Here is a 26,052-nt window from a genome sequence, read left to right on the forward strand (position 1 = left end):
GGCAGGTAACTTCTCAATACAATGGGAACGGATGTGATAAAAATTGGCAGTCGTCGGTGATAAGTTTAATTTTACGTCCACTACGTCATCTTGGACAGTACCCAATAGCGGACGTTATTTAATAGAGTTAAGCGGAGCAGGTAGTACGAACGGCGGTAGTGGCGGCTACGTAAAAGGGGAAATAAACCTCACCAAAGGTGAAGTCTTAGCTATTACAGTAGGCAGTCAATCTAATGGTGGTAGCGGCGGTAGTGGCGGCTCAGGTAAAGCTAGTGGCGGTACTGCTAGTCCCGGTAGTAGCGGCACAAACGGCGCAGGTGGGACTTATGTCAAGAGAGGTAGTTCCGTCATAATTGCCGCAGGTGGTGGCGGTGGACGTGGAGGTAACGGAGGGGCGGCAGGGCACAGTGGAGGAACTGCCGCAGGTGGTACTGGCGGCACGGGAGGTAACGCTGGCTCTGGTGGGACAAACGGAGTCGGCGGTAGCATATCATATAGAGGTTCAGCAGGTGCAGGTGGAGCAAGTGGCGTATTTCCACATGGTGGCGGTTCTGGCGGTGTAGGTGGTTCTGAATCCTACTACAACGGCAAGGGCGGTACAGGTTCGGTTGGAAACAGCGGTGCGACTGATTATGATGGCGGTGGCGGTGCAGGTGGCGGTGGCGGTGCTTCTGCTACTCCCGGAGACTGGTACGCCGCATCGGGCGGTGGAGGTGGTGGCGGTGCAGGTGGTCACAACTACATTGACCTTACGCTTTTTGGCAGTACATCAACAACAGGTAGTAACTTAGGTAGTGGTAAGGCAGTCCTTACATTCCTGAAACTCCCGCCTGTTGTGTCATCAACAGTGGACAACGAAGGCAACGTAAGCGGCTCAGTAACAGACCCCGCTAACGGCAACTCCAAATACAGGATTTCTGTCAACGGTGTGGTAGTAATGGATTGGAGCAAACTACAAACAACGCCTTACAACTTTTCATACACTGTTCCTGAGAGTAATTACACTTCCCTTATCAATTCTATCACTATTGATGCAATGGATAGTAGTGGTTTAAGTGGCGACACATGGGAAGGCATAATTCCCGTAAGTAATTTAGCAAGTTCTATAAATGTCAAGCAGGTATCTGACGTTACTTCTTCGCTTAATGTGCCTTACCGGAATGAATTTAGTGCCTTCTTTACAGTCAGTGAAAGTGGTAGCAGTGACATGGCAGGGGTTATACAGCCTGTCGTAAGCTCTAGCCTGGAGAGTACATTAGCAGTACCTAGTCATTCCTATCTACCCTCTAAGATTTCCGTAACTGAGAACAACACCATGGACGGTAAGTCATTTATATGGGGCGTAAGGGATGGTGACCTAGAGAGTATATTAGCCGTGACCAGTCATTCCTATCTACCTTCTAAGATTTCCGTAACCGAGAACAACACCATGGACGGTACGTCGTTTATATGGGGTGTGAGAGAAGCTGACCTCGACTCGAAAATAAGCATCAAGAGGATGGGTGACAGCTACCTTAAATCTAAGATGGCCGTTCGAGAGTTGAACACAATGGAAGGCACGGTCGATATCTTCGGTCAGGGAACAGAGGAAATAGGCGGCAGTATCTTCACAATGGGTATCAGTGAGTCCACTATTGACGGCAGAATTGGTGTACGCTTACGGAACTCGATGACAGGTCAAACTGACATTTGGGGCACGGGGGATAGTGACGTAACCTCTGAGGTGAACGTAAATCAAGTCTCTGACCTGCCGATGACCTTGGGTGTAACTCCTTCCAATAGGATGACCGCAATCATAGACATTCAAAAGCCTACGAGAGTAACAGACACAATAACTGCGAAACGTGACGCATTTATTCGTGAAACGTACCCTAAGCTGAACTATGGCGGAGAACAGACGTTGGTCGCAGGATACAGTGCTGCTCGTACGGAGATATTCCGAAGCCTTGTAGGTTTTGATATCACGAATATCTTGGGTATGTCCAACGACTACAAGATTGAAAAAGTCTCAATGAAGCTTAAGCATTCCATCGGTCGTACCCCAATATACCCACTCGAACTAAGAGCCATAACAGGCGATTGGTCAGAGTTCGGAGTAACTTGGAACAACCAACCCAATGCTGGCGATGTAGTAAGCCAAGGAGACTTTACAGCAGACGTAGAGAAAGGCTTCATCACCTTTGATATCACCGAATACATCCTGAAAGCTAAGGCTGAAGGTAAGAACATCGTAGACTTCTACGTTCGGGCGGTAAACGAAGCTGACGAATCGTCTCAGTTCTTCTCAATGGATGCAGGGGTATCTTTAGCACCATCCATCGAATACACGTACTTTGATGAAGTAATCCGAAGCACCGGACGTTCTGGAATTGATACTAGCATCTTGGTAATGTACCCACGTACAAAGGATTTGTCGTCCAAGATTAATGTATTCAAGAAATCCGATAAGAACGACATGTCCTCGAAAATAACGGTCACACCTTCAGGTAATCGGTTCGAGAACCTTCCTTCCCGTTTGATGCTTTCCAGACCAAACCTGCAAGGTAAAGGTATCGTAAGAGTAGGGACTTGGAGCGACCTGACTTCCAAAGTGGCGGTACGGGAAGCAGACCTGAACGACCTTGAGAACTGTAGCATTACGGTATCCAGACCAAACCTTAAACAGACTCTTTACGTAGCCAACAGAAAAGACACTCCGTCGAAGCTAGGTGTTCGAGTATGGGGTGACGACAACCTTTACGGGTGGGCAATTGTAATCGTTAAAGAGCGTCCTGCCACCGTCTACGTAAGACCGTACATCGACAAAGTTGGTACAATCAAGGTAATGCGTACAGTGGACGAAGACCTGACAGCGCAGTTCATTGTAAGTGAGCGTAATAAACTTGGTACGATTGAAGTCCTGAATCGTAGTGACCTAGACTCTGTGATGATTGCAAGGGGCGGCGAAGACACTGACATTGTTTCAAGCATCGTTTCCAACCAGTACCAGTTACTCGGCACGATTGAGGTCAACCCTTACATCGACTACAAGGGTAGCATCTCTGTAAGGCACACGAACGACAGCACAAAGGATTCTAGCCTGACGGTATCCAGACCTGACCTTAACTCTTCAGTTTACGTCAGATTCCGCAGTGATTTGGATGGCATGGTTACAGCAAGACGGGCTGACAGAAGTGAACTAACAGGACAGGCGGCAGTATCCAGACCTGACTTGAAAGGGTTAATCTTCCCGATTATCCACAGTGATATCACAGGAAGTATCACAGTCAGACGTACCGTTGATAAAGACCTTAAATCCAAAATCATCGTACCGTTCAGAAAAGACATCTTGGCTGAGATGGACATTGTAGGGGCAAGCATGTTGCCGTCCAGCATCCAAGTAAACTCTGGATACCTGTTTAGTAGGATTGAAGTCCCTGCCTACGGGAACGTCGATATTGACGGTGAGTTTACCGTTAGGGTGCGTATGGCAAGTGACCTTGACTCTGCCATCGAAGTTGTTCAATACGACACGATTGACGGAAGTATTACAGTACGTCAGTTCTTTGAAAAGTCCATAGAATCTAAGATTACGGTAAAGAGAACCGAAAACGAAGACCTGACAGGTAAAGTCAATGTTTGGATTGTAAGAAACCTGAACGGTAGAATCTCCGTCCGTAGAGAAGCACAGTCCGGTATTGATTCTAGTATGTTTATTTTGTGGCACGATGACCTAGCGGGTAGCGTTATTGTCCCAAGTCGCACAGACCTGAACAGTAAAATCAAAGTCATGTACCCTGCACAAAGCGAAATCCCTTCTAAAATCCTTGCTAAGATTCGTGTTCACAGCGACCTCGAATCCGAAATCGACGTAGTGAAGGGCGGGGCTAGAGACCTCCTTAGTATCATGGGAGTCACGCCTACGAACAAAATGACAGGTATTGTGGATATCACTTTACCAATCCGTGAAGAGGTTGTTCTGGATACTGTCAAAGACGCTTATGTAAGGGAAGACGTTCCGACTCTCAACAACGGTGAAGAGACAACTTTCGCAGTAGGTAGTTACAAGGACAAGGTGCTTCGCTCCCTGTTAGGATTTGATATCTCTAGCCTGAAATCAAGCTATAATATCGAAAATGTTGAACTCCGTATGGTTTACGGTCAAGTACCGACTAAGAATCTGAAGCTGTTCGCAGTAGACGGAAGCTGGTCGGAAACAGGCGTGACATGGGACAACCGTCCGAACATTGGGACTGAAATCTCCAACTCCTACACGGTAAACACTGTAGACGGACACGTAACATTCGATGTGACAGACTTCATCGAACAGCAGTACACAGTAGGAAACAACTTAGTTGACTTCTACTTGGTGGCGGCTGACGAATCCGAACCTAACTACGAGTACTTCTTCTCCAAAGAAGCAAGCCTAGCCCCTCAGTTAGTGGTCACATACTTTGACCCTGCTGTATGGAGTTTTGGACGTTCTAATATCGACTCTAGCGTTCGAGTACCTTCCCGTAAGAACTTGTCGTCTAGGATTAGAGTTAGAAAACCAGCTTGGTTGGAAGTAGGCATTCCTGCATCCCTTGAGGTAACTCGTAACAATGAGTTCACAGGCGTAGCTAACGTGAGCAGACCTGATATGCTTTCGAGTATCACTGCCATGTACCGTGACCAACTTGATATCCCGTCTAGCTTGGGAGTATCTAACAAGTCTCTTAGTAAGATTGACGGCAGAATGTCAGTAAGCAAGCCTGACCTCCCAATCAGCTTTTACGTTAAAAACAGAGTAGACCTTCCTTCGACGGTCGGCGTAAGAGTTTGGACGGAGCAAGACTTCTTCTCTTGGCTGGTAGTCAATGTAAAAGAGAGACCTGCATCCCTGACTGTCCTCCCGCACAACGATATCGAATTCCGCTTTACGGTTCGTGGGGAGAATGCTGAAGACTTAACCACTCAGGTAACGGTTTCCAGACCGAACTTGGGAGGCTCGATAACAGCCAAACCTTCTGAGAATGGTGACCTGCCTTCCAGCATCACAGTTCGTCACAACGTGGAAGAGGGCATAGACGGAAGCGTTACGGTCAACGTAGGGGTCAACAGAGACCTTTACTCTGAAGTAATGGTAATGGGTGTAGGGCAAGCTGAAATCCCTTCTGCGCTCGTCGTAGTAGGTTACAGCTTGGGCAGTACGCTTTACGTATCCAATGCGGAAGTACTGCCATCGAAACTAACGGTGAATCCGACTTGGTTCGAGTTCCTGCCTGTGACTCTCGAAGTAAGCAGACCTGATTTACCTTCTAGCCTTGAAGTTACTCTCCCTGCCGACATTGACGCTTCTATTACGGTCAACGCATTCGGTCAAGGTGAACTAGCGGCGGGTATTACGGTAAGTAGGGACGTACTTCAGTCAAGCATTAAAGTCACTGACCGCTCAGACGTTACTTCTATTGTTAAGGTCAAAGTCGATGCAGAGCAATCCCTTGGCGGCGGCTTGATTGTAAGCAGACCTGAACTTGCGGGCGTAGTTAACGTAGTGCTTAACAAAGACCTACGGTCAACCATTAAGGTAATGTTCAAGGATAGCAAAGACTTAGGTTCTAAGGTATTCGTTAAGTACATGAATGAAATCGTTGCGACCCTAGATGTAGTAGGGGCAAGCATGATTCCTTCGAGCATTCAAGTAATATCGGGTAACTTGGCTTCGGTAATCGCCGTACCTGCTTACGGAAACAAAGACCTGAAAGGTACAATCGGAGTAAAGAATCGTTTCATCTCTGAGATTCCAACTACTCTGCAAGTACAAGAATGGTCACAGTTCGTCGGAACTATCGGAGTAAGGAATTGGGCAGACCACGATGTGGGCGGTAGCCTGACGGTCGTTAGACACGGAGTTAGTGACCTAGTGTCCGTCATTGTCCCTGTAATGAGATATACTATCCCTTCGACAATCGGTGTACGATTCGACAACACGATGACAGGTCACGTTGACTTCATCCCTGTTGGACAGACCGACCTTGACGGAAGTATTGAAATCTCACCTGCATCTGATATCGTGGGAAGCATCCAAGTTGTACTGAACGCTGAGCACAACATTCCTTCTAGCCTGAAAGTGCGGGCTAAAGGGAAGAGCGACCTTCCTGCGAACGCAAGCATCGTCTACAGAAAGAACGAAGACCTGCCGACTACGTTAGGTGTACCTGCATTAAATAAAATGACAGGCAAGGTATTCATTATTCCTGTTGCTGATGCTGACCTTGATTCCAGCATTTACGTTCTCTTCAGTTCTGACCTGAACTCGCAACTAGCCGTAAGGCGTTCGAGCATGTCCGAAAAGACCTGCAAGATTACGGTACGGAGAAGAGACAACAGCGACATTGGAGGTAGCATTAACACCATCCAGTGGAAAGTCCTTAATTCCAAAATCACTGTACGCAGAAGTGCTTTCTCTGAAATCCCTATGCGTCTTGAAGTCTTGGAAAAGAGTGACTTGCTAGATTGTACAATCACCGTAAGGAGAACTGAAAAGGCTGACCTGAAGGCTACAATTACTATCAGAAGAAGTGCTGACAAAGACCTCAACGGTAGAATCGTAGCAAGACGGAGCGATAAATCAGACCTCCCTTCCTTCATTGAGACATGGCAATTCCGTACAGTCCCATCGAAACTTTATGTACTGTACCGTAACGATCTTGTATCCACAATTGATGTAGTTGCTGACTACGGATATTGCTTCATTATGTAATTATGAAGCCCCTACCTTACTTGGTAGGGGTTATTTTTTGCCCAAAATTACCTATATTGTAGTTGCAAGAGGATGAAACTTTCTTATTTTTCCTACTCATTTTTCTGAGATACCTTGGCATAAATCTTGGTTGCGGCTATGTGTGATCGAGATAATTCCGAACAAGAGCCATGTCACAACTAGTGTTATGCATGTGGGTGGCGAAATTTGTGAAGGAAGATGTGGGAGCAGAGGTTTCTATGGTCAATTCGGACGAGTTCTTATCTGTTTGCAGGTAGAGTAGCAACGTCCCAACATCATTCATTATTCCATCACATCCCGTTGTCTATAGTCACACAATATACACCGGATTATTATGTGACTTATTAACGTGCCACAAACAGAATGAAAAGGTCAGGTGATAGATATGGACGTAGGTGTAATTACAGCAATCGCTGGCCTCGTTGGTACTGCTGTATCCGGTGTAATCGGCTACGCCAGCGGCAAAAACAATAACAAGGTAACGGATAGAGAATTGCTCTCCAAGGACGAGCAGGCCTTCCGTGAAAGGTTGATTGAACGTCTCACAGCTTCGGAAGAAAAGATTGAGAGACTAAGCAACGAAGTCATCACGCTTCGTCAGGAAAACATGGAACTGATTAGTGAGAACAGGCTGCTGAATATCAAGGTAGAGCAATTAGTGGCTCAACTCTCAAGACGGAGGGGAGACGTGCGCTAAGATGGTGAATTTTGTGAAGAGCGCATTCTGGAAAGACAATGACGGCTTCTCCGCTAAGGATTTTCTAATGGTACTGTTTGGCGGTCTGTTTGCACTGTTCCTGCTGATTATATTCTTTGCACCTTTCTTCGGGGTAGCGGTCAGCTCCGTCTCGATTGAGATGATAGGAAGCCTTAGCCCTGTCGTTATGACCATCGTGGGCGGGGTATTCGCAGTACAGACAGTGAGGGAGTTCAAAACTACCAATACAGAAACTACCATGACCGTTCCTGGTAATTCTCAAGTAGAAAGTGTCTATAGTATCGCGGAGGAAAAGGTAGGGGATAGCACCCCAAAGATTTAATAGAAAGGGTGAACTAGATGGCTTTCAAGATGAAGTATTCCATTGTACAGAAATACATACCAGTCAATACGAAGAGACGTTCCGGCCTAAAGAACCGAGGAATTGTATTTATCGTGGCTCATGACACGGGCAATGACGGCAGTACAGCGGTGGGTAACGTGAACTACTATACGAACTCTGCCAACGTCGAGAGTGCTTCTGCGCATACCTTTATTGATGATGAGGTCATCATTGAGTGTGTGCCACTCACTGAGAAGGCTTGGCACGTGTTGTATAACGTCACTACAGACAATGACCTTTACGGCTTTGACTCCAATGACCACGCAATCGGTGTAGAACTGTGTTACTCCAATAAGAAGGGGAGCATTAATAATCAAGAAGCTTACAAACGGTACGTGTGGTATATGGCGTATCTATGTAACAAGTACGGATTGAATCCCTTGAAGCGGATTTCAGGCCACACTGAGCTTGATCCGAACCGCAAGTCCGACCCGTACAAGAACGCTTTGAAAATTATGGGAATCAGTAAGGCTCAATTCCTAAACGATGTGGCGGCTGAACTGAAGGATTGCAGTACGCCTGAATCACCAACTAAAACTGAAGTATCGGAGGACGATGAACCTATGAAGCTTGATAAGTGGGCATTAGACATGCTTGTAAAGAACCTGACAGACTTTAAGGATAAAGGGTTCTTTACGGACGAAGCTTGGATTACCAAAGCCAAGAATGGTACGCTGACTGCTTCTGAACTGGCGTTCCTAAACACAATCCTAATTGCTAGGGCGGTGAAGAAATAATGGTAACTTTAACTGGAGTATTGGCTACAGCAGTAGGTGCAATCGGTCTGTGGATGCTTGTGGCGGGCTTAACAGAAGCAATCACGGAAGTCATCAAGAAAGTAATGCCTATTAAGGATACAGGCACGTATGCAGTTTCTATTATAGTAGGCGTAGGACTGGCATTTGCATTCGGACTTAATCCATTCGGACTTACCGGAATTGCCGCATACTCATCTACAGTAGCCGCTGGCTTACTAGCGTCCCGTGGGGCTAACTATCTGAGTGATTGGCTGAAGAAACTAGGAATTAAAAGGGAATAGGATTGGCAGATCTCTTTGCATCGTCTGGAGGAGAACGGTATACCCAGTGTTAAAGAGCTTGCGAAAGAAATGGGTACATGGCAAAGCAACATTTAATCAGGATGGTGGTGGTCGCACCGGATAAGGTTCACTCATACGTGAAGACGATCAAGAACGAACTAAGTGAACTGCAAGCGATTGCCGGCGGGTCATCGAGTTGGTTCGTTATCACGACTTCGATATCTTCTGCAATGAAAATGGAAAGCTGGACGGGCTAATGCTCAACCGCCCACTGTACGACGAAGACGGCAAAAGGTCGAAGTCCTGGCTGGACAGATCTTTGTAAACATGGGCGACAGCGAAGGCAACCTTCGAGACCTGACCAACGAGGAAATCAAGAAGGCGACCGAACTCTTTACCTTCACTAACACAACATACTCCAAATTCATTAAAGAACTTCGAGCAATAGGAGTACACGTAATCGGTTAATAAAGTCCCGCCTTCGAGCGAACATCTTTTTCCATAGATAGATCGACTATTGATAACAGAGGGGTTGAGACATATGCGACATACAGCTATATGCCTTATCCACTGTGCTATCAACGGAGTCATACACGTGAACAACGTGACATCCCCTTCTCTAAAGGAAGCCAGGTGAGATGGTCAATATGTCCAATCTTATTACTGAATACCACAAGTATTATCAGCAAGTTTACGCCTAAAAGTCGCCCGCCGAAGTCCTTCAGGGAAGGGGCTGGACGTAACATCTCCCGCAACTTTGTCAATACTTGCGCCGACCACTTAGAGCAGGGAGATGATTTAACAATGGGGCAATACAAAGGACAGGTGATAGTTTCTAGCGAAAAGCAATTCGTTTACCGTGACTCTGAAAACAGAGGGCATGTGCAACTGCCGAACATGGTGGTTTCTTGTTTGGAATTATCAGACACGTCTAAGATAGCCTACGGCGTGATATCCAAGTACGTTTTTGAGAACGGAAGAGAAGCATTTCCTGCCGTATCACGAATTGCTATGGCTTGCAACTGCACCAAGAAAACGGCAATCAAGTACATTGACGAACTCTGCGAGAAGGGGTTTATCCTGAAGGAACGTAACGGTAATCGGAAGACGAACTCCTACTATCTGATGGACATAGACAAGATTGACCATCTACATGTATCCGAAATGTTCTGGCGGACTGTAAATTCCGTGTACAAAGAAGTTGAGGTATGCCTATACGAAGATGTATACGAATGCTTCATTAAGATGCTTGAGAAGCTTGACAAAGAGGGAATCATCTTTCGGGAGATTCCTGTCGATGTTGAGACTGAATCACATATACGTGAGACCCTTTTAAGCAGGGTGAAGAAGGAAGGTGACGATATGTTCAACCCACCGTACGCTAGAAAGGCGAAGCCTGATATCTCCGACCAACCTGCGACAAAGGAAGTAATGAGAAACGTTCTAGGTGGCACTGTTGAAAAAGCGGGCAACTTTGGGGAAGGGAAAAGCAGGTTCTCCCTGCCTGATGACATTGACCGATGGAAGAACGACAACTTCGTTCAATACTTCTACGAGAAGTTTATTGACGCTACAGGCAGAACACACGAAACCGCCCGAAGTAAACACCGTGGAATGATTGGGCGCTTGCTCAAGAATGTTGACGGCAACAAGGCGCTAATTAAGCTAAGAATTAATGCCTTTTTCCAAATTGGATACGACAATCAATCCCTTGAGTGGTTCTGTACTTCAGGACGGGCGGCAGAGATTGATTTGTTCGTCGAGAAAGGCAAGAAACCGTTCTATATCGCGGCGCAAGAGAAGAAGGAAATGGTTGAGACTACCGTCCAGACAAAGAGCGGCATGTCTGCTGAAGACTTCCTGAAGAGGATTAAAGGAGGTAACTAATGAGTATTTTGACTGAAACAAAGACAGAACTGTTTAGCACATGTGAAACCTGTGTGGTAAAGGACTGGTGCAAACTTCGTAGCGGTGAAGTGAAGTTGCCGCCCGAGCATACGCTCACCTATTGTGTGGGCTATGATAAACTGGAAAAGGCTATCGGCTTGGCTAAAATCCCCAAGGAGTACCGTACTGCCAACCTGCACAACTACGTTGAGGATGCGGACAACGCTGACTTTGCAACCATCCTGAAGGACTTGCTATCTAATTCAGTAGGCTTTGTCACTTCAGGTACGAACCTTGCCTTGATTAACAGGGGCAAAGGTACAGGTAAATCATGGACAGCCAATGCCGTTCTTAATGAATTTATTTACAAAGTTTGTCGTGACCCACAATGGTTTGATTATGAAACCCCTGTGGGAATGTATGTAAAATTTGGAGCTTGGGCTAACCGTCAGCGGGATATTTACACTCGTAATGACGAGAAGTTTACCTACGAAGCCCACCGAGAACTCAACCACATGAATGACGTTCCGCTACTAATACTAGATGATATCGGGAGCGGTCGAATCACCCCAATCATTCGAGACCTTATCTATGATGTTATTGACTTCCGTAAAGAAGCACAGAAAAGTACAATCTTTACAAGCAATTTCCCTGATTCAATATTACGTCAAGATGACATGCTTGGAGACATGGTTGTATCTCGAATGCTTTACAATACGATGGTCATTCCATTGGGCGGCAGAGACAGAAGAGAAGATAATACCTACAAATACTAAATTTAAGTGGAGCGTTTGTTGACGTGTTTAGTGAAGATTTACCTATTGTCGAGCTATTTGTAAACACCATAGTTGAAAGAGACTCTATATATGTTGTGATACAGCTCATAACAGCTCGATACGAACTTAGAGAGGCAAGCGAAAACAGCCCAAAGGAGCATTGATCAGACAACTTAGTTGCGCTGATCGCATGACCTACCTCAAGCACTGTCGCTACATGAAAACCCGTAAGGATTCACCGAATACAATTACTTTTCTAATTGTATTCGGTGAGTCCTTTTCTATTTCCATAATATAGGATTAAATTTGCCGGCGGACAAGTCTGACTTGTACATAATCGATGAGGAAATGAAGTCACATAGAGCCTTAGCTGGAATCACGCCGCACCTTTTTCCGTAGATGACTCGACTACTAAGAGTGTAATCGGAAATTGGGAGGGAACACAATGGCGGCAATCGAAGAACTTCAGCTACTCAACCACATCCTAAACGTTAAAGAGTGGGGCGTTGTCGAGGATGCAGGTATTACTGAGGACTACTTTCAGATACACAAAGAAACCTTCGAGTACGTCAAAGGCTTCAAAAAGAAAAACGGATACTTGCCAACAATAGAAACGGTAATGAACAAGTTTGATACGTTTGAGTTGGTGGAATTGGAGAACATCGACCACGTTGTGCGAGCGGTGAGGGAGGACTTTCTTTATAGGGAGTTCAAACCGATACTGGTATCTGCTTCGGAGACTTTCGCCAAAAAGGAAACGACAGCGGCTATTCAGCAACTTCAGATGGAAGCAGGAAGATTTCTGAAGTCTATCGGCTTAAGGGGTCAGGGCTACTCCTACATCGAAAATGCTCAACAACGTCTCGATGCTTATGACAAAATCCACGGTAGGGCAAAAGATGAAATCATAGGAATGACTACTGGATTCAAGCCGCTAGATTTAGCGACCAACGGACTTGAATACACAGATGGGGCGGTCGATTACTTTCTCGTGTTTGCGCCAACAAACATGGGGAAGACCCTCATATCATCCTTTATGATGTCAGCGGCATGGAACAGTACATTAGATGATGACTATCCAGCCTACTTCGCCTTGGAGCAAAGAGCATCAGAAATTGCCCATAACTGGGACAATACACTTGCCAAAGTGTCACGGCTTGCTCTAACACGCGGTACGTTCTCTAACGAAAAGAGAGATGCTTATGCGGAGTTTATTGACCGCCTTAAGCAGAAGAAGAAAGACATGGTAATTTACGACCTTAAGAGTAATGGAGGCAAACCTTACACGCTCGACGAAATCCACCGGATACTCGAACGAGAAGGACACAATCGTTGGACACTCGACCAATTATCAAAGTTACGACTTTCCTCACGGGGGAGCGGCGACCTTAGACAGCGCCTGTATGATGTTTCGGCAGGAGTTCGAGACTTAATTCTCGATACTGGTAAGCCCGCAATAGTTGTCGCTCAAGCGAACCGCGATGCCCTTAAGAAAGTAAAGAAGGACATTACGGAGAATGTTGATGCCGGAGATATTGGGGAAACCTTCGCCATCGTACAGGATGCTTCAAAGGGCATCTCTATCGTAAAAGTGAGTGACAACACCTTTAGAATCTTGGTCATAAAAAATCGTGAAAATGCAAGCGGACAATCGTTCCTTGTGCGCTACGACTTCGACTCTGGTATCGTCTCTCTCCTGGATGATTCCATTAACGAACAATACTTCTAAGAGAGGGAGGGAGTAGCCCATGTGGGTACAACTGTGCCTTAACTCTATCAGCTTAGAAGCGTATAAGGAGAGTAAGGAGTTAACGGCTCACTGCCAATACTTCCCTAACTTTTTCAACGTTCACGTCGATGTTCATGAGGACGAGATAGCAATCCACTCTCCCGGTTTCGCCCAGATAGGGGGAAAGGGAAGTGATTAATCTCTCTCTCAAACAAGAGGATCCCAATATTGAGATTCTTGAATCCTTGTACATTGATCCTGAAGAGTTGACAGATGAACTCAGGTTCTCTTATCAGCATCTCTCGAAGGTTCTAAGTAACCCTAAAGCATTCACAGGACTGAATGATACGGGGGGATGGGTCATGAGTTGCTGTCCATTACATTCCGAAACAAGGGCATCTTTTGGCATCTCTAAAGAACCGCCCTATCACTGTAACTGCTTTTTTTGTGGCTACTTAGGAACAATAGACACTTTAATAGAGAACGCTCTTGACCTGAATGAAGGAGAGGGCATTAAAGTTTTGCTCTCTACCTATATCATCGAGGAAGAAAAACGAAGAACGTTCGATATGGTTGACTTCATAGATAATCGCAGGAACAAGTACGTTATTCCCCACCTTGAAGAGAGCGTTCTTACTAGCATGAAAGATTCGAGGGCTAGTAATGAACTACTCTATCAGACTGGCATAAATTACATGCGTTCTAGGGGATTTAACGACAGCACCCTCGAAACCTACGAAATCTGTGTTGACACTGCAACTGCGACAATTGTATTCCCTCAGAGGAAGAGATCCGGAGAACTCCGTTTTGTGCAGAAGAGAAAGATAGGAAACAGCTATCACGGTACTAAGTTCATTAATGAAGGCAGCGCGATAAAGAAAGATATTATTTTTGGTCTCCATTTCATTAACACACTTAGAACTACGAAACACCGAATTAGGCGAGTCAGGATGGTCGAATCACCTATTGACTGTATGTCCAACTATCAGGTGGATATCCCCGCAATCTCGATTAACGGACGTATTCTTTTCAGGAATCAAATTCGGGAGTTGCAGTTGGCTGGCATCGAGGAAATTGATTTGATGCTAGACAACGATAAAGCGGGCGAGAAGGGAATGCAAGACGCCGCAATCTTACTGGATAGGGCAGGGTTCGTTGTGAACCGTGTACGCTACCCTAGCTTTCCTGCGCTCAAAGACAGCAATGAACTGCTTAATGCTTGTTTACTAGACCGTCTCGACACCTACAACGTGAATCTAATCGGGTCAATGTTCCAGTAAGCAAAATTCTATTCAAATTTAGTCGCATCTTACTCAAACGAAGCAACGACCTCTGATATTACTGGCAACACATTACACATGAAACCATTGGAGGAATATTAACTATGACAACTCAAACAACGATATCGAACTTCGATATCGAGTCCTTAACACCTATCTTCAAATTTATACTGAAAGGCGTGAGAAGTGAAGACCGTGAAGAAGTTCAATCAGAAGCTGTGCTTCGTATTCTTACAGCCATCGACAAAGGACAAGTTAAGAAAGATATCTTCACATTCTCTCATACTGTCGTTCAACGTGCAGTATTTGACTACTACCGCAAAAACAACCGTATGATTAGCAAAAACAGCACATCTGTTAATTTTTGCGATGGGGCAGATGAAGAATATGGTTCAACTATCGATTACTTCTCGTACGCAACTGAAGAGATAGGCTATGGACTGTCTGACGTAAAAACTGATTACTTGAACAACCTCTGTATGTTTACACCGCAACAACGTCGAATCATTGATTTCATGCTCTTCACAGAGGAAGGGATAGATATGAAGCCAACAGAGATTTCTAACTTACTTGGCTTGAACAAGTCCCATGCTTCCCGTGCGATGAAAACGTTAAAAAAATTATGTCAGGGGTAACACCCTAATTTACCTACCTTAGAAGATATACATAGATAGATATTAGTAAGAGTGTCTTGGGAGTTTTTAGCTTCAGTATTTCTCTCTTTTAAAGTATAACATACTTTGCCTAAAAAACCTTTAACTGTTCCTATATATGTTTCAAATTTCTCATAGAAACATTCTACAGCTGCACTTAGAGTAGTGTCAATACACTATGTTGTAAAACAGTGCAATTAAAATAGGTTTTGTAACAAATCTATAATTTTACAGATCATATTAATTACCCAATCCTTTAGTAGTTGAAGCAAATGACACAGACTTCCAAAGGGATACATCTACTACTGATATTAAGGAAGAAATATTAAAAGAAGATTAAATCGCTTTTTAATATATCCTATCCAATTTCTTAAAAAGTCATTCGCTCCTTTTTGAAAAGATGGAACGACGACTAATAGTAAGAGGTCAGCGAACCTAAAATACAAAATACATTGGAGGAAACACATTATGTCTAACACAGTCGTTCGTGGTCTTGGAGCAATTCTCTCTGGCGGTGCAGAATTCATTACTTTTGAAGAAGGAAAGCCAATGACTATGCTCTTCATTGACTGGTTTGAAGACCTGTTCGGTATCCGTGAGCACTATGAATCCGGTCTGACACCTAAATACATTCGTTGCCCCGGCAAAGACATTTGCCCACTTTGCAAAGCAAACCCTTTTAAATATCCTGCATTGCGGATTAAGTTCCGTGTGTATGACCCTATAGAGAAGAGAGTCAAATTCGTCTCTTTGGCTAAGTCTCATGTTCAAAAGTTGAACCAAGAATTCAATCTTGACGAGTGCGACCCTACTAAGAACTTCGTAACCCTTTACCGCACTGGTAGAGGTGCTTCCGACACTGCCTACAGTGCCCGCCGCTATGTGACAAACCATGAAGCTGGAAAACCTGTTCTGGACTTCCCGACGCAAGAATTAATCGACCAGATGCCTGATATTACACCGCTAGTTACACCACATAGCCCAGACGAGATTGCAGATTTCATGCAAGCGTTAGTAGCAGGTGCCCAGACTCAATCTAACGTTTATAATCATGCACCACAAGGTGTTCAGCCAGCCTATGAGCAACAAGGAGTACCTGCAACACAACGCAAACTCCCATTCTAATCTGTAATGAGTGAGGGGCTGAGATGGCCCTCGTTATTAAATACCCTATTTAAACACGACAGTCAATAATATTCATTACAACGTTATTTTCATATCGATAGGGAGGGCCAGTATGTCAGATAACGAAGTCATCAACATTTTAACTAAGGGCGAAAAGAAGTCTGCCCGAACCACACGCACTAGGAATACAGAAATAGTTAAAAAGGCGAAGAAACTCACTAAGAAAGAACAGAAAATCTTAGACGTAGAAGCATCGATCGTCATGCCTGACAATTACACGCTCATCAATACTCCTGAGTTACTTCAGCGATTAGTCAACTACTACAAAGCATATAAAACGATGTATCAAGGCGATGCCTATGTCTATCTCGACACTGAGACTTATGGACTAAACAACTGGCGGGACACTTTAATCTCAATTTCCATAGGTTTTGAATCAGAAGAGTATTTTAATATACCCATGCGCCCTTTTTTACATGAAATGTCGATAAATGTTGAATGTTTGTCTTTTGATACGGTATCAACCGCTCTTAAACCGTTGTTAGAAGAAGAGAAAATGATTGTCATGGCAAACGCAAAGTTTGACATTCACGCACTCAAGAATTGGGCAGATATTGACATTACGTTTAATATCTATTGGGACACGATGATTATGGGCGGTTTATTAAACGAAAATAAACCAAAAGGTCTGAAGGAATGGTACAACTCTTACGCTCTTCCTTGGCTAATCGAGCAAGGTAAATTGAGCCATGATGAACTTAGTCGCCCAACTTTTAAGTTCGGTAACATGTTCGACAAGATTCCATTTGATAGTATACCTCACAGGCTTTCTAACTACTATGCTTGCCATGACGTATTCATGACTCATTGGGTGTTCAGATATCAAAAAAGCATTGTGGAAAATCCATCTTTTGGACTTGACGGAGTTTACCGTCTTTTCCGAGAAGTTGAGATGCCATTGCTGGCTGTTTTTGCTACAGCAGAACGACGGGGAGTAGAGCTAGACTCCAAGTTTCTGAAAGATATTATTGGTAAAGTTCTACAAGAGAAATTGGACGAACTTAAGGCAGATATTTTCGCCGTCTTAGGCGGAACGATTACTCTTATTAAGTCACGAACCCGACAGCGACAAGGGATTAAGTTTAAGGAAGAGTACGAAGTAGTGGAAGAGTTTAACCTAGGCTCTCCCGCACAACTAGCCAGCAAACTATATGTAGAGCATAAGATTCTTGAGGCTGAAATGGTTTACGACAAAGACCTAAAGCGTAAAGTACCTAGGCTGTCTACAAGTAAGAAGGTACTTACAAGGAATAAGAAGGTAACCGTGACCCTTGGTGATAAGACTCACAAAATTATCGACTATATTCTGGAATACCGTGGGCTGTCGAAGCTAATTGATGCCTTCTGTAATAAGCTTCCTGACGATACGGTAGAAGGAATCATCCACTGTTCCTACAACCAACTGGTAAGGACTGGACGTGTTTCCTGTTCAGCACCAAACCTTCAGCAAATTCCATCTAAATTTGACCTGATTCGCTATGCCTTCCGTGCCCCTAGTGGGAGACTACTGGTCAGCGGAGACTTCTCGCAACAGGAATTGCGCTGGTTGGCTATCTTTACTCAGGAACAAACCCTCATTGATATCTTCAAGCTAGGGCTTGATATGCACAGTCGGGTAACATGCCAGATTCACAGCTTCGACTATGATATGTTCGAGACGATTCGGGGCTACAAGGGGGATTCAGAAGAAGAGACCAGCATTAACGTAGATGAAGCGATTACGAAATATGCAGGTTCTCATGGACTTATCTATGCAATAACTTATATGAACAGTAAAGAACAGGGCACTAACTCTTCTACTACGGAGATTGTCCGTCCGACCATTGAACGCCTTTCCACATTTTTTGAGTTACTTCGTAAGAAAACCAAGTCCGTAGTATTCGGTGTAATTTACGGTATTACGGACTTGGGCTTAAGTGACCAAATTGAATCCAGTAAAGAGGAAGCAAAGGAACTGATTGACGGCTTTAAGTCCTCCATGCCTAACTACCTTAGGTGGGAAGGAACAACCCACAAAGAGGTTATGGAGAAGGGCTACATTGAGACTGTTCTTGGACGCAAACGCAGATTCGGTGAGACCATTGCTGAAGCTAAACAGGAGGATCTGTGGAAGCGTTCTGGTTGGCACTGGAAAATTGAAAAGTGCAAGCGGCAGAGTTGTAATGCCAAAATCCAGGGCTCAAGCGCTGACCAATCCAAGAAGGCGATGGTGGAACTGTTCTACCCTAAACGACCAGACGGAACTACGTGCTTAAACCGTCGTGAGTGGGTAATTAACGGCTATGTGTCTCAACTTGAGAAGGATGATATCCACCTTGTCCTTCAGGTACACGACGAGTTGATTTTCGACGCCCCTGAGACCGTTGACCTAGCCGTACTAAAGGCGATTACAGATACAATGGCTAATGTTATCCCTAACGATGCAGGAGTCCAATTCAAATCGGATATTGAGGTATCTCCTTATTGGGGCGGCAACTTCTCGCAAGAGCAAATCCGTCTTATGAACGAAGGTGCTTTGGATTGGAGAGATATCTTCGAGGAAGAGGTTAAGAAGAAGCTTTCCAAGTTCGGTATCGAGTATGAAGTCGGTATGTTTGCTGAGAAGGATGACGAAGAGGAAGAAGAGGAGGCCGCATAATAACGGCTTCTTTGTTATTTGTTACTAACTAAGATAAGTACCTTATATTGAAGATAGCAAGTCTGAAAGGAGTGATAACATGGCAACAGCTTCAGGGATTAGGGTGTGGGGAAACGTTTCTCTTGCACAAGACACAGAGATTAAAACTGGAGCTAATGACAACATCGTCGTTACTGTCAACGGAACGGATTACCCCATCACATTAAACGTAGGGGAGTATAAGACCAGCCATACGCATGTAACCTCCGAACTGGTTCAGCATATCGCAAGTAGATTAACAGCGGCAGGATGCCCTGTTTACGCCAAGGTGGGCGGTATCCACGATGATAACCCAAGAACGGTGCTTGTCATTGAAGCAGTAGATAAGGAGGCAAACGTAACAATAGCGGTGTCCGGTAATGGCGCTACTGCCTTTATAGGAGACAAGCCATACCAAGTCCAGCCGCCCGTTTCGGCTTCTGTACCTACTCTGGCGATGGTTAACTTAACCTCAAGAGTCCAAGCCAAGAAGACCTAAAAGATCCTTTCGGGGGTCTTTTTATTTTATCGCACCTTTTTACGTCGATGGCTTGACTACTGTGAGTGTAAGGCAAAACAAACAATCGAAACGGAGCCAGGGACACATGACAACAGTAAAATTCAACCCTAATACGCAGAAGCGTACTTCTCAACGAGCGATGGTGCTGAACGCACTGCGTAACGCAGGTTCTAAAGGATTGGCTAACTACGAAATGTACGAAATCAGCCAGCGTTGGGCGGCACGTCTCCAAGAACTGTACAAGCAAGGCTACAAGATTCGTGTTGACAACTTGGGTGACGGTATTCACAGCTACACTTTGGTCGAAGAACCTGCCGCAATCCTGCCGAGACCTGAACGTGCTCAAGATGTTCTGACTCGTGAGATTGAAAGTAAGTTCGGTGGTTCTGTGACAACTGCTCAACTCCTTTACATCCTGCAATCTAACAAGCTTCAGGTTGGACGTAAAGCGGGGACATTCAGCGTATGAGAACCGGAGACATTGAACGGAACAAGGAAGACCGTCACTACGGAGCGGTCGAGTATTCGTCCTTTGGATTTTCCATCCACTCTTGAGTTGATTATGAAGGGCAGTTAGGTCTGAGCAAGAAGATGGGCGTTTCTGCTTTCGCACTCCTTTCCTTGAAAATTTGATCTTGCAACTATCCGAGACTATGTAGCGACCACTATAGAGAAAGGGGCGACAAGCTTTGAAGATGACAACAGAACAATACGCAGAAATCATCGCAGGTAAGGTTGCTCACACGGCAAAGAACATCGCTAAGAATGGCGGTCGGCAAGAGGAAGTCGATTCTGATATAGCCGCAGCAATGATTATCACCTTCGCTCAAGAGATGATGCAAGTCATGAATCAAGTTGAGCAGATGAACGGCGAACCAACTATTTTACACTAGGAGGAAACACATGAGTGCTGAGCCATTGCAAGAGATTCTGCTTACCATGGGCGGTAACACCATCAAGGACGCAAACAAGATGAATGCCCTTTGGGATGACTCGAACGATGTAGCTGAGGAAAAATACGCTGGTTTAAGATACGTCTCTGTTGTCGGTGTTTTTCTGAAGAAGGGCGTCAGTGAAGACGATTAGTTCCATCATCTTCAGTAAGTATTATGGTTAAGGAAACTTGGTCAAGGTTGGAGAATGCTCAGAGATTACATAGGAATTCGTAAAGATATGAGAACAAAGCCAGCCATAGGAAAGAGAAGGTATCTTCACCCTCCGTACTTGGCTATACAAACTTCTCCGACAGATGGGAGTAGATAAAGTGATACCCAAAATTTCAACTATTAATTGGTCTAACTTGACAACTGACTTTAAAAAAATAGGGGGTATGACCTTCGTTGCGCCTTACAAACCCAGAGTAAAACAGGATTTTGTTTGCAAGAAAAGCGGTAAGACCTTCCAAAAAATATGTAGCAGTAATCATCTATTCACTTGTTGTGACCGGAGAATAAGGGGGATTAAGCAATACCACGAACACAGGGGTAAGCATCTTGCTGGAAAGAAGGCCAGATACCGTGAAAACAAGGATGCTTTTACGCGCTTGGCACTTGTAAAACATCACAAGGATACATTTATGGAAGAGTTCCAGGACCTCAAAGCAACCTGCGGGTTCCGTCTTAGGGTGATTACAGAGATAATGGATTCCAAGACTGAGGGAGGTCAGTAATGTTCGATCGTTACGCTGTCGGTGGGCGACTAGACCCACCCTACTACCCCACCAAACCTCACCCTCATTTTGTGGGCAGGGCAATCACGGTTCCTGCTAAGGCGAACGGGGATAGGATGATTAAAGATACCTTTACAATGTCCCATGACCTTGAGTTCTATGCGGTATCCATCAGAACGAACATGAATACCGTCGAAGACTACTGGAATTTAACTGTGGACGGAAAGGTACTCGCCAAGAACATTCATTGCAAGAACTACGAGGAAGGCTTGTACTTTCAGGTAGCGCATCCAGTGGTGGCAGGTAAAGAGTTCCTGTTCGAGTACCACACACCACACGGAGACGGAAAGAACCTTGAGTTGATGTTCCACTTCCTTACTGAGCCTGACGTTAACCTTGTACTCACCGGAACAACTGACTTAGGTAACTACCCTGACCCGCCCGAAGAGCCAGCCGAAGACCAACAACCACCGGACGCACCGGAAAGTGGCATACAGCTTCCTGTTACGTGGCAACCATTTACTTCCGTTGTTGAAGCTGAGAAGTGGGCAAGTAACTTAGGAGTGTCAGTAAACTTCGCTAAGAAGATTGATGCCGCTAACTATGTGACCGAAGCATTGGCCTTACTCCTGAATACCTGCGGCGGCTTCGCTGATATGATTCAGAAGCATAAGCTAACAATTAAGATTGAGAACGGTAATGGTGCGAATGGATACTTTGACCCTTCCTCTGGAAAGGTTGTCGTAAGTAAGACGTATGACTACGCCAACGCTGATGTCATCGCTCAAATGGAATACGATACTGGACAGAAGTCCTCTCCTAATAAACTGAGGACGGTCATTCATGAGATTGGGCACTGGCTTCATTATCACAACATTGGAGCACAACAGTTCTATACGTACTCTGCCCTTGACCCTGACAACTACGGAGCGAAGACAATCCTCACCAATGCGGATTCGACGTATATTGCGAACCACCTTTGTAACTATGCGACCAAGTGGTTTCCTATTGAGTTGATGCCTGAAACATTCACCGCCAAGATAACCGGAGTGCCTATTGATGCGAAGATATGGGAGTGGTACGAGCAGTATGGTGGATTCAAGTGTGAAGGGTGGTAACGATGTGCCAACATGTGTTTCATAAACCCTCTCTTTAATAACGAGCTCTATATCTCTGTATGAGGGAGCAAATTTCCTAAAAGCGTCTTACGTTGCCTTGCTTGTCTGAGTGAAGCTCCTTTATATAGAAGAAACTCAATCAGTCACGTATACGAAAGAGATTGAATTGGCAGTAATGGAGAGGGGATTTTTATAATGGATATTACAATTCCTTGCATATTCTGCAAGCACTTTAATAGGGATGAACGGGAGAACATGACCTGTGCGGCTTACCCTAATGGAATACCTAAAGAGATTCAGGAATTAAAAGTAATTCACACTGAGTCGTATCCAGCCGATAACGGAATCAAGTACGAGCCATTAAGTGATGAGCATGACTACTTCAAATACTTTAAGGGAGAGATTCGACAATGAAAAAAGTAGTCGGAGCGTTATTGGCAGGTTTGGGTATTGGTGCGGCAGGAGCAGTTGGAGTTGCAGGAGCGTTAGCAATTATTATTAGTGCTATTCTACTTAAAACTTTGTTTGCTCTCTTGATAGGTTGGGTTATCGGGTTCGGGTTAAAACTCATTGCGGGTTCATTCGTGGCTGGTACGCTGAGTACTATTTTCCACACAGCAATTCCTGCTTCAGCTTTACCGCAAATCTTTGCAGGTATTGCATTGCTGGCTTCCTTCATCAAACCTTCCCACAGCTTAGCAGACAAGAGCGCAAATAAGTAAAAGGTTTAAAGCTAGTTTTGAAGACCTGAAGAAAGGACTTTGTAACTCCCGCTAATCATACGCTGACCATTATAGAGAGGTGACATGAATGATAGGATTCTTAAACAAGTGCCCCCACTGTGGGGCACGTTCTTCTTTTACACCTGAAGAGATGGAATGTGATAAGGCGTTGGTGCTGTGGTGCAGTCACTGCGGAAACTTCATCAATCAGACATTTACTATCGAGACTGTCCGCAGGTGGTGGGTTCGGTACGACGAGGGCGAGGAATCTATCGTTCCTCCGGTCAGCAAGTACAACCTTCAGAAACTCATGGAGATCGAACAGATGATTAACGAGCAAGGTGAATGGATGGAGAGCATTGAGATTCACATTAAAGACTTTAAAGACTACCAGTATACAGACGAAGAGGGTGACTTTAAGAATGAAGGTTCAGATAACAGCTAATTTTTTTCTTGACAACGGTGAAGTTAAGAGGGTGGAATGGTTCGAGATTGACCCTAAGCTTAAAGGTAAGATTGTCGAGGATGGCGTAGATAAGCCTGTGGAAATAATCCTCAAAGCGGCTAAAGACGTACAGGAAGAATACAAGAAAATATTCCGTAAGTTTCAAAAGGAAGGTGAAGTATTCGCCGTAGAAAACATCTTGGGTGAGGTATTCGGGGTTCACTTTACAAAGGTGGCATACTGGACATTAAAAGCGGAAGAAGTGAAAGAGGAGGCAACCGAGCCTATCAATAACACAACTATTTAATAGTAATGGACCACGACGAAGTTACAGAATCAATTGCAACTACCAACTGGTATGGAGCGACCACTATAGGGACAGTAAAACAAACAACGGAGGTAACAACAATGACAAAACAGATTTCCTTTAAGCCTTTCGGTTTCCCTGTAGTGCCTAGCATGAACGGTGGTGACTTTCTTGCCATCATCCAAAAAGCCGCGCGCTATGACGAGACGGTCAAGTTAAATAAAGACTTAGCGAAACGTGTCGAGGAATTAGAAAGCACTTTAGCTGAACAAACGCTTAAGTCAGAAGAAGCCTTCGCAGTCCCTTTGTTCCCGCAGGGTTTTGAATACTTCGGAAATGCCGGAGAACTTACCGACGGAGAGATTCAGGATGGTCTGGTTTCTGCCGCACAGGCAGAACTAGAAGCAGGTAAGTTCCACTTCATCGGAGCAGGAGATTCAGCCATCATACGTATGCACGATGAAGACCGTATCATCACGGTCGTAGCTCAAGGGTACTATGAGCACCAAGAGATCCTTCCTGATCGGAACACTAACGCTAACGGATGCGATGACCCCGACTGTATCTGCCAAATTTTTAAGTTCGCTCCTTCCATCTAGGTTACACTGTCCCTCTTAATTGAGAGGTTTGCACACCATAGATTAAGAAGTGGTTTCATTGTCAAAAGGATAGACCAAGGTTAAAGGACTCAACGAACAAGTTGAGAACGACTACCGATGAAGTGAACGAGAACAAACAGAAGAAACAAAAAGTACGAAAAGTAGATCCACCTGTACGTCATTAAACTCGTACCTATTGTGCTCCGTGGTGAGGATAGCCCCGCATGGAAGGGTGGCATGTTCTATCGTGAGAAGGGCGGCAAGAAGTAAAGGTACAAAGACCCTCAAGCGAAAGAAGGTAAAACTGATGATGGACAAAAACGAAAAAGCAATGATTCTGGGAAATAGCCCACTGTTGATATCTGATGTGGCTTCTTTGATTAAAGCAGGGGAGTTGGACAAGTCTATCCCATTTATGGCTTATAACCGAGCCACCCGTCGTACCGCTGAGAAGCAAGCAAAGAAGATGATTCGTCGCTCGAAGGACTAGATCTATAAGAAAAAAATGCAGGTACGCCATGAATGGTGTTTAAAAACTGACTCTATATATGACTTTGTGTTTTGGCAAAAAGTTAAATGGAAGTCATCTATTAACGGTGGAGTAAATCGTTAAATGCTAGGACACTTTAAACGCATATTACTAGGAGGGATAAAATGGAAAGGACTTATGTTTACACTCTTGGAGTTGTAGTAGAGCAAGTAGAGATGATTGAGAGTGCTATCTGGAATATGGAGCAAGCCATGCGGCATGTGTCGCCCGCCACGGTAGACGTAATTCGCAGGAACAAGAATCAGCTTGAATCATTGCTAGAACGCATCATGGACGCTAACGTATCTTCCACCCCTGGGCTTCAGGCTTCTATTGAAGGTAACAAGCAGTGTCTTCAGGACTGCTTCTCAGCAGACTACACAAACCGTCTCAGCACGATTAGGAGGACAAGACGATGAAAATTAAGTTCAGGGACGTGTATGGAATTCTTCAGAACAACAGGAAGGCTGTTTCTGATATGGGACTGGATTATACCAATGTGCTTGAAGGGGAGGGCAAGTGCCTTATCTCTGCGGAACTGGATGCCCTGAAAGAAAGCTACGGAGACCTGTACAATTCGGACATCAAATTGAACGAAAATATCGACGCTATCAGGAAAAAAGCTAACTCCTGTTTTGCCTGTTTAGACCTATTTTAGCTACGCAACTACGCCAAAGTATCCTCTTCCAATGATTGAGGTGAATTGTAAGAAATTCGAGACCTTCGGGTCTCTTTTTCTTTCGCATCTTTCCCCCTACATAACTCTACTACTGAGAGTAAAGGGAGAGTGATACAGATGAACATTGACCACAGAATAGCCGCAGGTTTGCTACTTAAAGAAGTTCCTGAGAAGCACACGAAGGAGATTCACTTCCAAGCGAACGGGAAGAGTATTTTCCTGAGTTCCATCACTGAAGAGAAATTGGTCTCTGAAGATAAGTTCGATATGTTCCAACACTGGATTGAAGAGACAGTAATCAACCTGCCTTCTTACGAGACCCTGCTGGAAGTTCTTGAAGCTGAAGGGAACATTGTCTAATGACAACTAACGTAAGAGACATGACGAACAACGAGTTCGTGACCGCCCATCAAA

At 44.7% G+C, this 26,052-nt stretch carries 27 protein-coding genes; all 27 read left to right on the forward strand.

The window, feature by feature from the left end:
• Nucleotides 1–43 precede the first annotated feature (43 nt).
• Nucleotides 44–6,724: a DNRLRE domain-containing protein gene (locus tag P5G61_RS12415; RefSeq protein ID WP_301246713.1), complete on the forward strand. Its 6,681-nt coding sequence runs from the start codon at nucleotides 44–46 to the stop codon at nucleotides 6,722–6,724.
• A 406-nt stretch (nucleotides 6,725–7,130) separates the two neighbouring features.
• Nucleotides 7,131–7,442 carry a hypothetical protein gene (locus P5G61_RS12420; RefSeq protein ID WP_109998317.1) on the forward strand — a complete coding sequence of 104 codons (312 nt, stop codon included), beginning with the start codon at nucleotides 7,131–7,133 and terminating at the stop codon, nucleotides 7,440–7,442.
• A gap of 1 nt (nucleotide 7,443) precedes the next feature.
• The gene (locus tag P5G61_RS12425) at nucleotides 7,444–7,785 is read left to right on the forward strand and encodes a hypothetical protein (protein ID WP_301246714.1); all 342 of its coding nucleotides are present in this window, start codon (nucleotides 7,444–7,446) and stop codon (nucleotides 7,783–7,785) included.
• Between the two features lie 29 nt (nucleotides 7,786–7,814).
• On the forward strand, nucleotides 7,815–8,582 hold the full coding sequence (locus P5G61_RS12430; RefSeq protein WP_301246715.1) for a peptidoglycan recognition protein family protein: 768 nt from the start codon (nucleotides 7,815–7,817) through the stop codon (nucleotides 8,580–8,582).
• Nucleotides 8,582–8,884, forward strand: a complete 303-nt coding sequence (locus tag P5G61_RS12435) for a hypothetical protein (protein WP_301246717.1) — start codon at nucleotides 8,582–8,584, stop codon at nucleotides 8,882–8,884. The genes P5G61_RS12430 and P5G61_RS12435 overlap by 1 nt, the downstream gene beginning before the upstream one ends.
• A 912-nt stretch (nucleotides 8,885–9,796) precedes the next feature.
• Nucleotides 9,797–10,771 (forward strand): helix-turn-helix domain-containing protein, encoded by a 975-nt coding sequence (locus tag P5G61_RS12440; RefSeq protein ID WP_301246718.1) that lies wholly within the window; start codon nucleotides 9,797–9,799, stop codon nucleotides 10,769–10,771.
• Nucleotides 10,771–11,547: an ATP-binding protein gene (locus P5G61_RS12445; protein WP_301246720.1), complete on the forward strand. Its 777-nt coding sequence runs from the start codon at nucleotides 10,771–10,773 to the stop codon at nucleotides 11,545–11,547. Before P5G61_RS12440 ends, P5G61_RS12445 begins: the two co-directional genes overlap by 1 nt.
• Before the next feature lie 445 nt (nucleotides 11,548–11,992).
• Nucleotides 11,993–13,276, forward strand: a complete 1,284-nt coding sequence (locus P5G61_RS12450; protein ID WP_301246721.1) for a DnaB-like helicase C-terminal domain-containing protein — start codon at nucleotides 11,993–11,995, stop codon at nucleotides 13,274–13,276.
• A 191-nt stretch (nucleotides 13,277–13,467) separates the two neighbouring features.
• Nucleotides 13,468–14,556: a toprim domain-containing protein gene (locus P5G61_RS12455; protein ID WP_301246723.1), complete on the forward strand. Its 1,089-nt coding sequence runs from the start codon at nucleotides 13,468–13,470 to the stop codon at nucleotides 14,554–14,556.
• A 104-nt stretch (nucleotides 14,557–14,660) separates the two neighbouring features.
• Nucleotides 14,661–15,191 (forward strand): sigma-70 family RNA polymerase sigma factor, encoded by a 531-nt coding sequence (locus tag P5G61_RS12460; protein WP_024630426.1) that lies wholly within the window; start codon nucleotides 14,661–14,663, stop codon nucleotides 15,189–15,191.
• 486 nt (nucleotides 15,192–15,677) lie between these two features.
• Complete coding sequence (locus tag P5G61_RS12465) at nucleotides 15,678–16,334, forward strand: hypothetical protein (protein ID WP_301246724.1); 657 nt, start codon at nucleotides 15,678–15,680, stop codon at nucleotides 16,332–16,334.
• 112 nt (nucleotides 16,335–16,446) lie between these two features.
• Nucleotides 16,447–19,032, forward strand: a complete 2,586-nt coding sequence (locus P5G61_RS12470; protein WP_301246726.1) for a DNA polymerase — start codon at nucleotides 16,447–16,449, stop codon at nucleotides 19,030–19,032.
• A 103-nt stretch (nucleotides 19,033–19,135) separates the two neighbouring features.
• A complete protein-coding gene (locus P5G61_RS12475; protein ID WP_218135383.1) occupies nucleotides 19,136–19,549 on the forward strand; it encodes a hypothetical protein in 414 nt (137 codons plus the stop codon).
• 160 nt (nucleotides 19,550–19,709) lie between these two features.
• The gene (locus P5G61_RS12480; RefSeq protein ID WP_152532873.1) at nucleotides 19,710–20,039 is read left to right on the forward strand and encodes a hypothetical protein; all 330 of its coding nucleotides are present in this window, start codon (nucleotides 19,710–19,712) and stop codon (nucleotides 20,037–20,039) included.
• A 220-nt stretch (nucleotides 20,040–20,259) separates the two neighbouring features.
• Nucleotides 20,260–20,463 (forward strand): hypothetical protein, encoded by a 204-nt coding sequence (locus P5G61_RS12485; protein WP_024630422.1) that lies wholly within the window; start codon nucleotides 20,260–20,262, stop codon nucleotides 20,461–20,463.
• 10 nt (nucleotides 20,464–20,473) lie between these two features.
• Nucleotides 20,474–20,656 (forward strand): hypothetical protein, encoded by a 183-nt coding sequence (locus tag P5G61_RS12490; protein ID WP_301246728.1) that lies wholly within the window; start codon nucleotides 20,474–20,476, stop codon nucleotides 20,654–20,656.
• A 178-nt stretch (nucleotides 20,657–20,834) separates the two neighbouring features.
• Nucleotides 20,835–21,239, forward strand: coding sequence for a hypothetical protein (locus P5G61_RS12495; RefSeq protein ID WP_301246730.1), 405 nt, complete (start codon nucleotides 20,835–20,837; stop codon nucleotides 21,237–21,239).
• The gene (locus P5G61_RS12500; protein ID WP_488199303.1) at nucleotides 21,239–22,357 is read left to right on the forward strand and encodes a hypothetical protein; all 1,119 of its coding nucleotides are present in this window, start codon (nucleotides 21,239–21,241) and stop codon (nucleotides 22,355–22,357) included. The genes P5G61_RS12495 and P5G61_RS12500 overlap by 1 nt, the downstream gene beginning before the upstream one ends.
• A gap of 195 nt (nucleotides 22,358–22,552) precedes the next feature.
• Nucleotides 22,553–22,771, forward strand: coding sequence for a hypothetical protein (locus P5G61_RS12505; protein WP_301246732.1), 219 nt, complete (start codon nucleotides 22,553–22,555; stop codon nucleotides 22,769–22,771).
• Nucleotides 22,768–23,079 carry a hypothetical protein gene (locus P5G61_RS12510; RefSeq protein ID WP_301246733.1) on the forward strand — a complete coding sequence of 104 codons (312 nt, stop codon included), beginning with the start codon at nucleotides 22,768–22,770 and terminating at the stop codon, nucleotides 23,077–23,079. Before P5G61_RS12505 ends, P5G61_RS12510 begins: the two co-directional genes overlap by 4 nt.
• Nucleotides 23,080–23,230: 151 nt before the next feature.
• Nucleotides 23,231–23,524: a hypothetical protein gene (locus P5G61_RS12515; protein WP_363325740.1), complete on the forward strand. Its 294-nt coding sequence runs from the start codon at nucleotides 23,231–23,233 to the stop codon at nucleotides 23,522–23,524.
• On the forward strand, nucleotides 23,502–23,831 hold the full coding sequence (locus tag P5G61_RS12520) for a hypothetical protein (RefSeq protein ID WP_301246736.1): 330 nt from the start codon (nucleotides 23,502–23,504) through the stop codon (nucleotides 23,829–23,831). The genes P5G61_RS12515 and P5G61_RS12520 overlap by 23 nt, the downstream gene beginning before the upstream one ends.
• Nucleotides 23,832–23,932: 101 nt before the next feature.
• A complete protein-coding gene (locus P5G61_RS12525; protein WP_301246738.1) occupies nucleotides 23,933–24,430 on the forward strand; it encodes a hypothetical protein in 498 nt (165 codons plus the stop codon).
• Nucleotides 24,431–24,677: 247 nt separating this feature from the next.
• On the forward strand, nucleotides 24,678–24,920 hold the full coding sequence (locus P5G61_RS12530) for a hypothetical protein (RefSeq protein ID WP_301246739.1): 243 nt from the start codon (nucleotides 24,678–24,680) through the stop codon (nucleotides 24,918–24,920).
• Between the two features lie 164 nt (nucleotides 24,921–25,084).
• Nucleotides 25,085–25,378 carry a hypothetical protein gene (locus P5G61_RS12535; protein WP_301246740.1) on the forward strand — a complete coding sequence of 98 codons (294 nt, stop codon included), beginning with the start codon at nucleotides 25,085–25,087 and terminating at the stop codon, nucleotides 25,376–25,378.
• Nucleotides 25,375–25,617, forward strand: a complete 243-nt coding sequence (locus tag P5G61_RS12540; RefSeq protein WP_301246741.1) for a hypothetical protein — start codon at nucleotides 25,375–25,377, stop codon at nucleotides 25,615–25,617. The genes P5G61_RS12535 and P5G61_RS12540 overlap by 4 nt, the downstream gene beginning before the upstream one ends.
• Nucleotides 25,618–25,755: 138 nt before the next feature.
• Nucleotides 25,756–25,998, forward strand: coding sequence for a hypothetical protein (locus P5G61_RS12545; protein WP_090807136.1), 243 nt, complete (start codon nucleotides 25,756–25,758; stop codon nucleotides 25,996–25,998).
• Nucleotides 25,999–26,052: the final 54 nt, after the last annotated feature.

It is taken from the genome of Paenibacillus vandeheii (assembly GCF_030433635.1).
GTDB lineage: Bacteria > Bacillota > Bacilli > Paenibacillales > Paenibacillaceae > Paenibacillus > Paenibacillus vandeheii.